We start from the raw sequence: 13,461 nt of genomic DNA, 5'->3' as shown, positions 1-13,461 counted from the left end.
CGGCGCCTAGAAGGACTGGCCGACGCGCTCCTCGAAGCCGCTGGTCGCGGCTCCTCATAGCAAACCAGGCTCGTAAAGACTGCGACCCGCCTGACCGGGGCGCCGAGATACACCGCTCAAACTATTTGGAAAGCGAACGATATCTGAACAAAGCTGCTCCGCAAACCAGCCCTATAAACAGTTCAGCCGCTGCAATTGTTTGGATCGTATTTTCGGGCATGCCGTCAATCGCCATGCCCATCAGTCGCCCGATGCCATATGAGATGTACAGAACCGTTGCCATCAGCGTGGCGGTAAAAGCCAGACGCGGGATAAACACCCCCGAAAGCATGACGAGCGCCGAGCCCAACACTGCGCTGCCGGAGGCACGCATCTCGCTCATGAGACTGGCATTCCCATCCAGCACAATCCCGGCTGAAGCATGAAAGGCAACGGGCCAAAACACCATGCCGATTCCCACCCCAAGACCGACAAGACCAGCGACTGTCAGTATCAGTTTCAAAGTTACCGTTGTTCGCATTGCGCGTTTCCCTTTTTTAACAGGCTCAATCACGAAGCGGCCAGAGTGAGACTGGCGAGCAGGTAGCAGATGACAGCCGCGGCAGCGCGCACCGTTCGAATGTGATTGTAATTTGTCCAACCGGAATAGAACGCTGGCCAATAGACGACTACTTCTGGCGAATGCCTGTTCAATCGGTCGAGCGGGATGTTTGCGGGCACATTGCCCAACAGCGTAACTGCAAACACGGCGACAAGATAAATGGCGCTACCAGCCAAAACATAGACGCGCGCAGCATTATCTGAATGGGGAAGCGCGATAAGCACAATCAAGGGCGATATAGCTGCCCCTCCAACCAGAAGAGCAATAAACAGGGTACGGAACACCTCGCGGTTTACATGTAGCATCGCTTCGACAGCGCCTCGCCTGCCAGGCTTTTGGAGCGACCGCGTGACGAAATCTGAAAAGCTTGGAAACGCACCTGCTCTCAGAGCGCAGGCAATGGCAGCCGAGGTAGCAGGCGGCACCAGGAGGGCAGGCATCTGGCTTCCTTTGATAAACTCTGATTTGACATCGTGTAAAATGCATCTATTTTACACGATGTCAAATGGAAGCATGAATTATGTCAAACGCTGTTCCCGAAACCCGTGATCGAATCCTGAGTGCTTGTCTCACGCTGCTCGAAAACTCCGATGGCCAGGAAGTGCGGGTAAGCGATGTTGCAGATGCCGCCGGCGTTACCCGTCAAACGCTCTATCTCTACTTTCGGAACCGGACCGAACTGCTTATCGCGACGACCCATTTTGTGGACGATATTAAGAATGCTGATGAACGCCTCCGGCCCAGCCGGACAGCTGGCTCCGGCCAGGAACGTCTTGATGCCTATATTACCGCCTGGTGCACCTACATACCCGAGATTTATGGCATTTCGCGAGCATTGCTTGTCATGAAAGACCCCGATGCCCGGCAGGCATGGGAAAGCCGGATGAAGGATATGTGGGAAGGATGTGAAGCAGCCATCCTGGCACTGCGAGCAGACGGTCATCTGACCCCGGACTACTCGGTGAAGGAGGCCAGCGATCTCCTCTGGACACTTTTATCCGTCAGAAACTGGGAGAACCTGCGTATCGAAAGGGGCTGGTCGCAAGCGCAATATCTCGCTGCGACGCTCACCATGGCGCAGCGGCTTTTCGTTAAGGCACCGCCCCGGTCAGATTATATTTCCGCCACTCCCGAGTGAATTGCGCGGCATTTGCCGAAGGTCATCTTCCCTCAGAGGGTGGCTGCCGGACTGGCAAAGCGTCTCCTTCCCGGGTGCTGTCAGTCTAATGCGAACCCGTCTCCGCTTTTCGCGGGTCAGCAGGTCCTGGACAACAAGAAGTTCGCGCCATTCGCGAAGGGCGGCGTCTCGTAGCGATTTGAATCCCGCCCTCCTCTCGATACTTCTCTGATGGTTGAAATGGTTGTGTACAGACGAATGCATTGAAGCGAATTTTTGCAAACTTCGCATACGCCGAAAGCGCGACATCACTCGCTCACGCCTTCGGAACGGTTGGTGTGAATCTTCGGCGCGGTTGTTTGAGTGCCGGCCCGTCTCCTGGCGCCCCTCGCTCCCGATCACCTTCATCGCGGCGTGATAGGAGGGGCATTTGTCAGTCACCACGACTTCGGGATTTCCGTGGCGTTTCATTGCTTATCTGAGAAATTTGAGCGCCGCAGCCTTGTCTCGCTTCTTCTTGACGTACGCTTCCAGAACCTCCCCTTCGTGTTCCACTGCGCGCCAGAGGTAGTGCGTTTCACCGCGAATTTTCACGAAGACTTCGTCCAGGTGCCAGCGCCATTGCCTGACTCGCCGCATTGCCTGGGACCTCCGCTTACGGATCTTATCTGCGAAGTATGTTCAAAAGCGATCTACCCAAAGACCGACGCTTTCGTGGCAAACATCTATGCCTCGCTCGTGCAGGAGGTCTTCGACGTTTCGGAGCGAGAGCGGGAATCGGACATACATCAGCACGCCAAGCTGGATGATTTCGGCCGAGGTCTTGAAGTAGCGGAAGGGATTCTTGCTCATTTTTCAGGGCTAACCGCCCTGCCCGACCGCCTCAAGACCCGATTCCGCTGACATCACCGTCGAAAGAGACCTCTCGCGCTGAAGCAGGCCCCCAGCCCCCTTAGTCTATATCGGGCATGAGAACGGCGAACTCGCCCCCGCAGCGCCGGCCACGCTTTCCGCCATCGAGAAGATCTCGACCGCCCGGTTTGCCGACTTTCCTGCGGCGCCAAAAACGCCGAGCGCAATGCTCTTCACATTCTCGCAGGCCATGCTGGCGATGGCCAGTTTGACGGCAGGCTCGATACCCCTGGTGTCCATCAGGATGATGCCCATCGAAGCCGCCGCATAGATTCTTGCGAGGTTCTGTCCGTAGGCTGCAACCATCGCCAGCGAATGCGCGCCGACCGGGTTCAGGACGCCAGCGGCTCCGACGCCCTGCGAGAGCAGGTTGAGCATCGAAACCACTCGGTCGAGTTCCGCCAGCTGCTGCTCGATGCGCGGTGCTCTCTCCCCGCCCCCACTCAGGTCCGGTAGCAGCGCATAGACTTCGGCCGTCTCAAGATCGACGACCCAGCTTGCTGCAGTTGACTGATCCTGCGCACAGAAACGCAAGTGACCTGGTCGCGGGAATATCGTTTCAAGTGCCGCCTCGGACGCATCCCATGCATCGATCTGCTCCGCAGAGAGGCCGTTCTGCGCATGCAGATCCGCACTGAATGCTCCCAGCGCCTTGCCTTGCAGCAAGTCGAACGTGTTTCCTACGGGGAACAACGCCGCCTCAGCCGCCGCCAGTCTCAACCCTGCCTCCAATACCTTTGGAACCAGTTCGCTGCTGTCAGCACTGATCAAGAATGTCCGCGACGTCGGCATGATGTCGATGCGCGTGATGATCCGGTCGTCATTCAGGATGGGATGGGACGCATAGTACACGCAGCGCATGCCCTGCTCTGCAAAGCAGAAATCCTCCCCCGCAAGCGGCCCCGTCCGCATCATCAGCGTCGCCAGTTCTCCCGGAAGCACGTGATGCCCTTCCTCCAGCGCTGCGCCAACGGTGAGCGTGCCGCCTTCTTCGGCCGCCGCCCGATCAAGCTTCTCGAGCGACAGGCGCGCCGTCAGCACGTCGTCCATGATCGTGGAGAAAGACGGTGGAGGCCCCTCGAGCGCCAGGAGGTGCGTTCCCAGAACCGCGCCGCAAAGATGATCAATATCGGCCTGCAACACCGGCCCATGGCCTGCGTGTCCGCCAATCACGCGTTCGACCTCGCGATCGCCAATGCGTACTTTCAAGCGGATCGACGCCAGGACGCTTGGCGGCAGAAGCGAAGCAGCGGCCTCATACTGAGCGGTGCCCTCGACCGCGCCGAGGGAAACATGCGCCGACCGGATACCCGTCTCGCCGCCAGGAACATGATAGCCAAGCTGGTAGGGCAGATCGCGCCCCTCCAGCTCCAGGAACTCGACAATCGCCGCCTCGATGGCCGACGCATCCCCATCAACGACGTCCAGCGCCTGACCGTTCGTCAGCGCCGCCATCTCATCGAAGACGTTGCTTTCCGGCCGACTGCGCAGCCGGTCCAGGTTTCCGCGCACATTCATCGCAATGATTTTCGGCCCCATCGCGAGCGGCGCGCGTTCCTCGTCCGTCGGGATCCTTCCCTTGACGTGTCCGTCTGTCGCATAGACGATCAGGTGCACCTGCGTGCCGACCGTCTTGAGGACGTTCTCCCAGAGGTTTGAGTTCGTCGCACGTACGGTAACCGAGGCTTCCGGATGCACCTGTCGCGCCGCTTCGCGCACGCGATCCATGAGGGCGAGCATCGCCTCTCCCTTGTCGCCACGAAACTCGCCCGGCATCGAAAGCGAGGAGTCCGACAGGAACAGGATGCGCGGCGCGCGGTTCTGAACACGCAGCAGATGCGGCATGCTCTGCCCCTGATCGGAAACCGCAAAGTCGCCGGAGTTCAACCCGTCAACCACCCGCCCGTCCGCATCTCGCGGCCAAACCAGAAGTCTCATATCCGGATAGCGCGTGGCATCGACCTTGATGTCCATGCTCGTAACGCCGCCAGCCCGGCCTGACGCCGCGACCGGACCTGCGCCCTCGCCATTCAGCGTGACCGCCCCACCGTCATCGACCGACAGGACGTCGCCGGACAAGGTGAACGTCTTACCCATGACCACTGCCTTCTCGATGGCGATGTCCTCGCCGTCGAGCGACTGGATCGACAGGAACGGCGTGAAGATTCGCAAGTCGCCGACTCGCGATGCCAGCAGCTCCGCCATGCCCTGCGCCGGTTTGAACCCGACTTTCACCTGGCGGCCACACACATCCTCTGCGGTCCACTGGCCTCTGGCGATCTGCACCAGACTGTCGGGTTCATCCATCGTTGTGAAGGCAAGCGAGACGTCGACCGGCAAGATGCCCTCCTGGGGCGACGCTTCATGTATCCGCCCCACAGTGGCTGCAATGCCTGCGCCTGGCCTCACGGGATCGGCGTACAGAACCTGGCCATCCGCTTCCTGAAACCGGACAACAGGGACGCGTCCGTAGGCCCGGTCGTCGTAGCGGCTCCAGTCGCGCGGCACGCCCTGCTGTTCAATCAGCCCGGCAAGTCCGTCGCGTGTCGCCACAACCCTGTCTTCTTGTTCACGCAGGTCCGCCGTCACCGTCTCGGGCGGGCGTTCGCCAAGTCGCCGTCTCCAGTTCTCCATCGTGCCCGGCTCGATCGGCGGATCGAATTCTGCATCGATATCCCGGAAGAACACGCCCGCCGCTTCGTCACGGGCCAGCGTGCCGGTCTCGACAACCTCCGCCTCCCGCCCCGTCTTGCGGATCAGCTCGGCCAGAATTTCGGCTTTCTCGCGCGCCGTTCCGGCCCCGGCTCGCAGAGCTGCTCGACGCCCCCAGCGCACAGCAGATCCCAACTGAAACCGATCCCCGCGGGCTGACACGAGACGGATCTCGTCTCGAACGAAGCGCTGGAGCGCCGCGACATCTCCTGCCTCCAACAGAGCCGCGGCCCGGCCCGACGCATGATCTGGACTGGCCCGCAAGCGCGCCTGCATTTCCCGCCAGACCGGATAGGGACCAGCCGCATTTCCGGGACCTGCAAGGCTGTCGACGGAGCCCTCTTCAAGTTCGCCCTGACATCCACGCAGCCCCAGAAGACCGGCACCCAGAATGGCAATGCCGCCTCCGACAATTCCCGTGGTTTTCAGCAGCCTGCGCCGCGAAACATTCCAGTCGCTCATGAGCCATCCTTTCCCCTTGCGTCTTCAACGCAAAAGGCGGCCTCGATCCGCCAGTGGACAAATCTGGCGGGGAATCTGGCAGTGTTTCGTTGTTGGAGCTGACGTGCCCCGCAACTCAGGAGGATCACACCGATGTTACACGCACTCAAAAGCCTGGTGGCCTTGGGCATCCTGCTCGCCGCCGGAAACGCAGCCAGGGCGCAGGAAATCGCGATCGTCGGCCAACCGACCAGTCCTTATCAGGCGGAACGGACCTTCACGACGGAGGGCACGACCATCACGCAGCTGGTCTATTCCAGCCCGGGAAAAACCCGGACCGAGATGACCGTTGACGGCATGCAGATCATCCAGATCTGGCGGACGGACCGGAACCTCATCTGGTCCCTGATGCCACGCGAGCGCATGGCGATCGAACTCGCGCCGGGCAGTGACCAGGTGACCTCGCCGCTCGACCAGTACAGCAACGAGAGCGATCTGCGCTTCGAAAAACGCCTGATGGGCCCCGATACCGTCAACGGCGTCAGCGCCAACCGCTACATCATCAGCGGCACAGCGGCGGATGGCAGCAAGACCGAAGGCGATGTCTGGACAACACCGCAGAACATCACCGTTCGCATGCGCCTGACCGGTAGTGCTCCGGGCGAAGCTGACAGAAACTTCAACTACGACCTCGCCGATCTCGTACTTCAGGACCAGCATGAGTCGCTGTTCGAGGTCCCGTCCGACTATCAGGTCATGACCATGGGCATGGGGTATCCCGGCATGACCGGGCAGCTCCCGGGCGCTGAAGACACAGAAGGCAACCCCGTCGGTGACTATGCCGGCGATGTGGCGCGCGACGCCGCAGGTGAAGCCGTGCGCGAGGCCGACCGTCAGGTCCGCAGAAAAGCTGGCGACGAGGCCCGCAAGGCGGTTCGCAAGGTCCTGCCCTGGTAGCTCTCAGAACGAACATCATTCATTGGACAGGATCAGCATCATGAACGCCCTTAAATTGAGCCTGGCGACCCTTGGCCTCTCGCTTCTGGTCGCTGGCTGCGGTGGCGGAGATGCGCGGGAAAGCGACGCGCCCGGCGCGCAACCGGCAACGGCTCAAGGCACCCCGAAGGTGCCCGAACCGGAGGCCAAACGGGAATGGGGAGACTGCGATCTCTTCACTAGGGAGGAGCTCACCGACGCCTTCGGCGGACATCTGACCTTCGGCGACCTCTCTGGTTATCGCGGTCGCGGCAGCAGCTGCACCGTCACCGTGCAAGGCTACGAGGGCGAGTTCATCCTCCAGGCCGAAAGCCGTAAAGCCTTCGAGAACCGGCGCGAGACCTACAAGGAGTACGTTCGGCAAGGATCGGCAAAGATGGAAGACGTCGGTGTCGGCGTGGAAGGGTATGTCATCAACAATGCACAGGTGATCGCTATCGACGCCGAAGGACGCGCGATCAATGTCGCGCTGCAGCTCTTCGTGTTCGGAGATGATCTTCCGATGTCCCCCGAGCAGGTCTCTATCGGCGTCCAGACGATCGCCCAGAAGGCGCTGGACCGTCTCTAATGGCGAAAAAAACGGGGGGCACGAATGCCCCCCCGCAAGGCCACCCAGCCTGAGGCTTTATCTGCATGTCAGCGGGCTTCGAGGCGGCTCACGACACGTTCTGTCAGGAGCTTGATTCCAGCCCCGCTCTGGTCTGGTGTGAGCAGGATTTCTTCTTCCACCGCTTTCTGCGACAGCCCGATCGTGATGGACCGGCCATCTTCCAGCAGCGCGATCGCGTATATCCCGTTGTAGATCTGCGCCTCTGCGCCGGCATCGAAGGTTTCCCGGGTTCCACCGGTCTGACGCGACTGGGAGTCCTTGCGGGTCTGATAATCCTCCGCATCACCGACCGTCAGGTTCAGACGGTTGTTGATGCCTTCCTCGATCATGATGAGGCATCCGGCGACTTCGCTTCCCATCGCGGCCACCGTGGTGCTCTGAACCGACAGCGCACCGCCAAACGCCTCCTCGATGTCGGACCGGCTCAGCAGCCCGCCGCACTCCGCCGCCTGCGGTTGCGCAGCGCTCCCTTCAGATGTCTCAGGCGCTGACCTGTCAGAACAGGCCGCAGCGAGAGACAATGCGCTTCCGGCCAGGAAGATCAGTCCCGAGTTACGAAGACCGCCCCGCACTTTTCGCAAGCTCATCATGATACGCCACCCCATCATTCGCCAAAGGTTCCGGAAAACCGTCCGAGCCCCGGTGTGGCACTTCCCCGGCACACTTTCGGCATGGCCTCCTCGATGATCAGACCCTGCTCCAGAAACACAGCTGCCCCCTCTGCAAAGAAGTACTTGGATGATGCTTCTGCCCTGATCGCGAACAAGGCATCTTCCACGACGGTTGGCAGGGCTCCGTCCGCAGCGATGTCGCGCGCTTCCTTGGCATAGACAGCGACGCCCGAGGTCGGCCGACGGCTGCCCGTGCCCTGTGCGACATCATCCAGACCGCGCTCGATATCCTCCAGCAAGGTCTCGAGGATTGTGCAGCTTGCGCTGTCCAGTGTCCCTCTGAACTTGCCGCTTTCCGGTTCCGCCTGACCACAGGCCACCAGCGCTTGCATGCTGACCGCGAGGGAAATGGTTCCCAGGCATCGCACCCGGCGACGCCGTTCTGGAGTGTCGGCCATGATGGAATTCCTCCGCTCGAATGGGGGCACAGCTGTCGCCCGATAATCTGTGAAACGTGCGGTCGGCATCAGTATTCAGCCTCGTCGATCCCGAGCCCGGCGGTCTGCGCGTTCGCAACGAAGCGGGCCGCCACGCACGCGCCTTCAACACAGGGACCGATCGCCAGCGTGCGCGCCGCCAGTTCAGGATCGCACGCCATGATGCTGTCGGTGACCATGCCATTGAAGGTGACGGTTCCATCGCCATTCTCCGTGTAACGGTCAGGCCCTCCGAGCGGCGGAATCGGCAGCGGATAGTCGACGACATCCCCCGACCATCGGGTCGTGACGCGGATCTGGCGTTTGTGCGGCGCGACATCCTCCGGATAGGTCACCGCAAAGCCGGCCAGACAGTAACCGTCCCGCTCAAGTACACGAGGCGAGAAAACCACTTCCGACCCCAGCTGAGGCACGACATCGACACTGCCGGCTTTCACGCCCGTGGCCTGACAGGCCGACAGAATGAACACGCCAATGCCGGCGGCGACGACAAAATTTCTGGTCATGCTTTCCAACCCCTTTCTTCAGGACTCTCGATATCTGCCAAGCGGCGACGCAGGATCACCCTTGTGGTTCGGGTTTCTGGTACATGTCGCCTGGAAGCTTCGTCTGATCCGGCTTCGCAGTGTCGTACATGTCGCCAGGCAGCGTTTCCGGATCGAGGCTCCGAGGTTCATACATGTCACCTGGAAGCGTTCTGGCTTCAGAGGGCTTTTCTCCGCGGCGGAGTTCACTTGTGGCCGACGCGCCGCGTTTCGGCTTCGCCTCGCCTTGCGACGATGTCGCTCCCAGACCCCGTTCCCGCTCTTCAACGGCCTCGGATGATCCCGACTTCCGACCTGCCGACTGAGCCTCGGCGAATAACGTCACCGCAGCGACACCAAGAATGAGTGCGATTAATCTGATCACGCGCATTGCCTCCAGTTGCGTTGCGCCGACTTGGCGGCGGCACCGTTCGGGAAAACGCCCGGAACTGTTGGTTCCAACTTTCCCTTCTGAGGCTTCAACGCAAATGCGGGTGGTTTCCCGCCACCCAGTTTCAGGGAGTTGTGCGAAGTCTGCCTTCCAGCTCGGCTTCGGCGCAGGACGTATAGTGGCGCTGTGGTACAGCTGCCGAATTCGACAGCCCGTCCAGGGCCCTCAAGACGAGAGGTTCGCCCTGATCGCGCAGGCCCTGCCCGATCAGGGCGATACCAACCCGGCAACGTGCAATCTCGATCGCGAAATGCCCCGCTGGAAGGGTTGCAGAGAGCCCGTTAAATGCGGCCTCGGCCTGCACTTTCGCCTGATCGAACCGCCCGAGTTCGAGCAGCGCTTCAGAGCTTGTAAGCGCCGGAAAATACCGGCGCGGGGCATCGCCGGGAAGAGACTCGTTCAGCGATGTCGCCGCCCGCTCCAGCGAATTGAGCGCATCTTCATAGCGCCCGGCGCGCATCTGAATGGTCGCAAGGTTTTGAAAGGCCTCTCCGGCGCGAAGCGAACTGTCGCTATCGAGCCTGGCATAGGTTTCCGCCAACCCCAGAAGGAGGGTCGCGGCCTCATCAAGCTGCCCCGCATCCGCCAGCGCCAGCGCCAGATTGTTCTGGTGGGAAAGGGTCGACTTGTACCCCGCGCCGAACGCGGCACGCGACAGCTCATAGGCGCGGCGACCGGCCTCGATCGCCGCTTCCATGTCGCCCTGGCGTCTCAGGTATTGCCCCTTGACCGACAGCGGCAGGGCGAGGCGCGGATGATCGCTCCCGTAAACCGCCTCTGCCCGGACAAGCGCCATGTCGACCTGTCGTTTGCCTTCGTCCATGCGACCGAGCTCCAGGTAAGCCCGTCCAAGTCCTGAACGAACCTCGATCTCCGAGTTTGCCGCCCCCGCCCCAAGCCTGGACAGCGCCTCTTCAAACAGCAACGCCTGCTCGGCCCACTGACCATTCCGGGAGAGAGCGGCCCTGACAATTACCGAGAGGGCAAACCTGTCATCGACCGGGGCCCGTCTGGCAACGGCAAGCGCCTTGAAAATGTCAGCTTCCCCGCTGGCGTAGTCGCCGACGCCAATGGAAAGCGTACCGCGATAGGCAATGAGGTCGGCATGGATGCTGGTGTCGGCACTTCCCGCCTGATCCAGAAGGTCGATCGCCTCCGTCAGATAAATCCTCGCCTGATCCTCATCAGCCGCACGCTCGCTCAGCGATGCGGCCCAAGCAAGGAGTTCAGCCTGAAGCGGAGAATCATCTGAAAGCTGCTCGCGCACATTGGCCAGAACCGGCCCGACGATGTCCTGAATGCCGCCCGGCAGCGACGCCGACCCATCCGTCTGGATAGGATCCATCCGCCGGAACAGGTCAAGAAGCACCGTGCGGCCTCGTTCGGCCCGATCTGCTGCGGCCAGTGCCAGCGAACGCTGCTCGTCAAGTTGCCTGGCGTGAACATTGAGGGTGACCACCCAAGCCCCGACCGAGAGCACAAGCACAGCTGCGAGGCCGGTCAGCGCTTTGTGGCGCCAGATCAGGCGCCTGACCATTTCCATAGGCGTCTCGGGTCTTGCAAGTGGAGGATCACCGGCAATGACGCGGCGCAGGTCCTCGGCAAAGCCAGCGGCGGTCTGGTATCTTGCGCCGGGTTCCTGATGGGTCGCCTCGTCTATGACCGCCTGAACCTGTGGGCGAAGCGGATGACACGGTTCGCATACCTCGTGCAGCACCCGTCCAAGCTGGTAGATATCGCTGGCCGTTGTCACCTCCTGAAAGAAGCGCTGCTCCGGCGAGGCGTAGTTCGGTGTCATCGCCGCGGGGGCTGAACGGTTGTCCTCTCCGTTCATCAGGCTTGCGACACCAAAGTCCAGCAGGCGCGGCCTTCCATCCTTCGACACCACGATGTTGTCAGGCTTGATGTCTCGGTGAATGATCAGCCGCGAATGGGCGGACTGCAGCGCCTCGGCAACCTCCATAACCAACCGCAGCCGCTCGTTCAGCGAGAGCCCGGCATGGCGGCAATGGTCGGCGATGTTGCGGCCCCTCACGAGATCCATAACAAGCCATGGCGCGCCGGTTTCCGTTTCCCCCGCATCGAGGATGCGGACGATCCCCGGATGGTCGAGCGCGGAAAGAATTCGCCGCTCTCTCAGGAATCCGTCAGTGCTACGTCCCGCATGATCGGACCGGATGACCTTGAGAGCACATCTCTGCTCATACCGTCCGTCCGCTCTTTCGACCTCATAGACGACGGACGAGCCGCCGTCACCCAAACGTCCGGCAACTTTCCAGGCGCCGCACACCGCGCCAACCTGAAGGCCCTCGCTTGCCTCCTTTGACGTTCCAGAGAGTTCAGCGAGGAGACGGTCCCTGATATCCTCGAGACGGTCGAACTGCTCGGCGCTCTCGGTCTCAACCTCTAGCAAGGCCTTTATGGCCTGCAGAGTCTCGGGATCATCGGACAGCGTCTCCTCAAGCCATGGCTGGCGACTTTCGGGCGGCAGATCGAGTGCGGCGGCGAACGCGGCATCAAGTCGATCCCAAATCGCCTCGATGTGTTTCATCGCGCTCCACCCTCGAACTGCGCCAATCCCTGCGCTGCACTGAATTCTGCTGCTCTCCGTGCAGCACAGTGCTTAACGGCACGGGGCCTCGAATTCCGCCACTCAGTTGTTCGCCTCCGACTTCAGATAGGCAGCAAGGTAAGTCTTCGCTCGGGACCAGTCGCGTTCGACTGAACGAACCGGCCGCCCAAGAATTCGGGCCGTCTCGTTGACGGTGTAACCCGCAAAAAAGCGGCACTCGACAATCTGCTCAAGTTCGGGGGCGTGCTGCGCCAGTCGAACCAGCGCAGCCTCTACATCCATGAGTTGGACTTCTGCATCGGGTTCAGCGACCTGCTGCCCCTCGATCGGCACATGAACAGCGCCAGCGCCTCTCTTCTCCGCCAGCTTGCGGCGGACATGATCAACAAGGATCTGGCGCATCGCCCTTGAAGCCGTGGCGAGGAAATGATCCTCGTCAACGAACTGCCGGTTTTCGTCGTAGGACAGCTTCATCCAGGCTTCATGGACAACAAGCGTGGTGTTCAGGGTCGCGCCTGGCCTCTGCCCCCGCAGTTGTCGCGATGCGATGGCGCGCAGCAGGTCATAGGCTTCGGCGGACAGCTTGTGCCGGCAGCTTTGGTCCCGCTGGGCCTGATCCGGAACCGCTTTTCTGATCGCTCTGGACATGTCCCACTCCACTCAACCGATAAAAACCCTTGTGTGTATCAGAGAGTATCCGTGGCTTACGCACGCAAGTCCAGAACAGCGGTTGTGATCTGAACTGTCCAGGTCCCTGAAAGGACCGTGGAGCCGAACAAAGGGGCCGGTAGACCGTGACCTGCGTCCTGACGCTGCGTTCGGGGTGCAGGTCGCTGGTAATGGTTGCAGCCTCTTGATTTCTTTTCCCGCCACACATGAAACTGTTGCAGATGGTGATGCAGATAGGCTTAGTGAGTCGCGCCACGTTGATGGACGAGGGAGAGGAAGAACCGTAAGCCGTTGTTTCACAGCGTTTCATCTGGCCCAGATTAGTTCAACAGAATCATAAGGTTATTGACACGATCGCGCCTTTTCCGGATCGTCCGGTTACAGATCGTTTCAGGCCGAGCGACGGACGGGAATGCACTAGCAAATGCACTAATGAGGGGGGGTGTGGCGGAGAGGGAGGGATTCTTCACCGCCAAGTTTCCGATATAACCTTTTGTTTTTATTATACATACCAAATTCTCTGTGTAGCAGTTTGTGCAGCAAAATGTTCAGCATTTTTCAGACGATCGGCCGAACGCCATTCAGGACGCAAACGATATGTCTGATGCGCGTTATAGGCGTCGATAGACGTGGGCGGACGGAATTGCCACAAACAGCGAGAGTTAATTGACCCCGAGGCAATACCAGCCTGGTTGCCTCCCCTCGGGACCCTCAGTGGAGCGTGGTCAAATAGTCAGGTCAGACTTCC

Annotated in this window: 12 protein-coding genes and 1 pseudogene; 3 read left to right on the top strand and 10 right to left on the bottom strand. The window is 60.7% G+C overall.

The genetic code is table 11. From position 1 onward, the window contains the following. Positions 1-121: 121 nt before the first annotated feature. Together HNE_RS07460 and HNE_RS18340 are read right to left on the bottom strand one after the other, a co-directional pair. Positions 122-553 (bottom strand): DUF4345 domain-containing protein, encoded by a 432-nt coding sequence (locus tag HNE_RS07460; RefSeq protein WP_148205841.1) that lies wholly within the window; start codon positions 551-553, stop codon positions 122-124. Continuing rightward, the gene (locus HNE_RS18340; protein WP_011646519.1) at positions 550-1,041 is read right to left on the bottom strand and encodes a DUF1772 domain-containing protein; all 492 of its coding nucleotides are present in this window, start codon (positions 1,039-1,041) and stop codon (positions 550-552) included. The genes HNE_RS07460 and HNE_RS18340 overlap by 4 nt, the downstream gene beginning before the upstream one ends. A gap of 80 nt (positions 1,042-1,121) precedes the next feature. On the opposite strand from HNE_RS18340, the gene HNE_RS07450 reads away from it, so the two are divergent. Beyond that, positions 1,122-1,739 carry a TetR/AcrR family transcriptional regulator gene (locus HNE_RS07450; RefSeq protein WP_011646518.1) on the top strand — a complete coding sequence of 206 codons (618 nt, stop codon included), beginning with the start codon at positions 1,122-1,124 and terminating at the stop codon, positions 1,737-1,739. 144 nt (positions 1,740-1,883) lie between these two features. Here the strand turns inward: HNE_RS07450 and HNE_RS07445 are convergent. Both HNE_RS07445 and HNE_RS07440 read right to left on the bottom strand, forming a co-directional pair. Continuing rightward, positions 1,884-2,570 (bottom strand): annotated as a pseudogene (locus HNE_RS07445) (IS6 family transposase); the annotation flags it as partial. A 105-nt stretch (positions 2,571-2,675) separates the two neighbouring features. Continuing rightward, positions 2,676-5,804 (bottom strand): hypothetical protein, encoded by a 3,129-nt coding sequence (locus tag HNE_RS07440; RefSeq protein ID WP_011646517.1) that lies wholly within the window; start codon positions 5,802-5,804, stop codon positions 2,676-2,678. A 132-nt stretch (positions 5,805-5,936) separates the two neighbouring features. Between HNE_RS07440 and HNE_RS07435 the strand changes: the two genes are divergently transcribed. Both HNE_RS07435 and HNE_RS07430 read left to right on the top strand, forming a co-directional pair. Continuing rightward, on the top strand, positions 5,937-6,740 hold the full coding sequence (locus HNE_RS07435; protein WP_011646516.1) for a hypothetical protein: 804 nt from the start codon (positions 5,937-5,939) through the stop codon (positions 6,738-6,740). Positions 6,741-6,780: 40 nt separating this feature from the next. Next, positions 6,781-7,347 carry a DUF3558 domain-containing protein gene (locus HNE_RS07430; protein ID WP_011646515.1) on the top strand — a complete coding sequence of 189 codons (567 nt, stop codon included), beginning with the start codon at positions 6,781-6,783 and terminating at the stop codon, positions 7,345-7,347. Positions 7,348-7,415: 68 nt separating this feature from the next. On the opposite strand, the gene HNE_RS07425 is transcribed toward HNE_RS07430, so the two are convergent. From HNE_RS07425 to HNE_RS07400, 6 genes are all read right to left on the bottom strand, one after another. Then, positions 7,416-7,979: a hypothetical protein gene (locus tag HNE_RS07425; protein ID WP_011646514.1), complete on the bottom strand. Its 564-nt coding sequence runs from the start codon at positions 7,977-7,979 to the stop codon at positions 7,416-7,418. A gap of 14 nt (positions 7,980-7,993) precedes the next feature. Beyond that, positions 7,994-8,458, bottom strand: a complete 465-nt coding sequence (locus HNE_RS07420) for a hypothetical protein (protein WP_011646513.1) — start codon at positions 8,456-8,458, stop codon at positions 7,994-7,996. 68 nt (positions 8,459-8,526) lie between these two features. Further along, positions 8,527-9,003 carry a hypothetical protein gene (locus tag HNE_RS07415; protein WP_011646512.1) on the bottom strand — a complete coding sequence of 159 codons (477 nt, stop codon included), beginning with the start codon at positions 9,001-9,003 and terminating at the stop codon, positions 8,527-8,529. A 55-nt stretch (positions 9,004-9,058) separates the two neighbouring features. Continuing rightward, positions 9,059-9,406 (bottom strand): hypothetical protein, encoded by a 348-nt coding sequence (locus HNE_RS07410; RefSeq protein ID WP_148205839.1) that lies wholly within the window; start codon positions 9,404-9,406, stop codon positions 9,059-9,061. Between the two features lie 130 nt (positions 9,407-9,536). Beyond that, positions 9,537-12,023 (bottom strand): serine/threonine-protein kinase, encoded by a 2,487-nt coding sequence (locus HNE_RS07405; protein ID WP_011646510.1) that lies wholly within the window; start codon positions 12,021-12,023, stop codon positions 9,537-9,539. 102 nt (positions 12,024-12,125) lie between these two features. Next, entirely contained in the window at positions 12,126-12,692 is a 567-nt protein-coding gene (locus tag HNE_RS07400; protein WP_011646509.1) for a sigma-70 family RNA polymerase sigma factor, read from the bottom strand. Positions 12,693-13,461: the final 769 nt, after the last annotated feature.

This window comes from Hyphomonas neptunium ATCC 15444 (genome assembly GCF_000013025.1).
Lineage (GTDB): Bacteria > Pseudomonadota > Alphaproteobacteria > Caulobacterales > Hyphomonadaceae > Hyphomonas > Hyphomonas neptunia.
This window is presented reverse-complemented; position numbering and strand designations above follow the sequence as displayed.

Bases quoted from the DNA above. Each gene is read 5' to 3' on its own strand.
- HNE_RS18340 (WP_011646519.1), bottom strand. From the start codon at position 1,041: ATGCCTGCCCTCCTGGTGCCGCCTGCTACCTCGGCTGCCATTGCCTGC.
- HNE_RS07450 (WP_011646518.1), top strand. From the start codon at position 1,122: ATGTCAAACGCTGTTCCCGAAACCCGTGATCGAATCCTGAGTGCTTGT.
- HNE_RS07440 (WP_011646517.1), bottom strand. From the start codon at position 5,804: ATGAGCGACTGGAATGTTTCGCGGCGCAGGCTGCTGAAAACCACGGGA.
- HNE_RS07435 (WP_011646516.1), top strand. From the start codon at position 5,937: ATGTTACACGCACTCAAAAGCCTGGTGGCCTTGGGCATCCTGCTCGCC.
- HNE_RS07430 (WP_011646515.1), top strand. From the start codon at position 6,781: ATGAACGCCCTTAAATTGAGCCTGGCGACCCTTGGCCTCTCGCTTCTG.
- HNE_RS07425 (WP_011646514.1), bottom strand. From the start codon at position 7,979: ATGATGAGCTTGCGAAAAGTGCGGGGCGGTCTTCGTAACTCGGGACTG.
- HNE_RS07420 (WP_011646513.1), bottom strand. From the start codon at position 8,458: ATGGCCGACACTCCAGAACGGCGTCGCCGGGTGCGATGCCTGGGAACC.
- HNE_RS07415 (WP_011646512.1), bottom strand. From the start codon at position 9,003: ATGACCAGAAATTTTGTCGTCGCCGCCGGCATTGGCGTGTTCATTCTG.
- HNE_RS07405 (WP_011646510.1), bottom strand. From the start codon at position 12,023: ATGAAACACATCGAGGCGATTTGGGATCGACTTGATGCCGCGTTCGCC.
- HNE_RS07400 (WP_011646509.1), bottom strand. From the start codon at position 12,692: ATGTCCAGAGCGATCAGAAAAGCGGTTCCGGATCAGGCCCAGCGGGAC.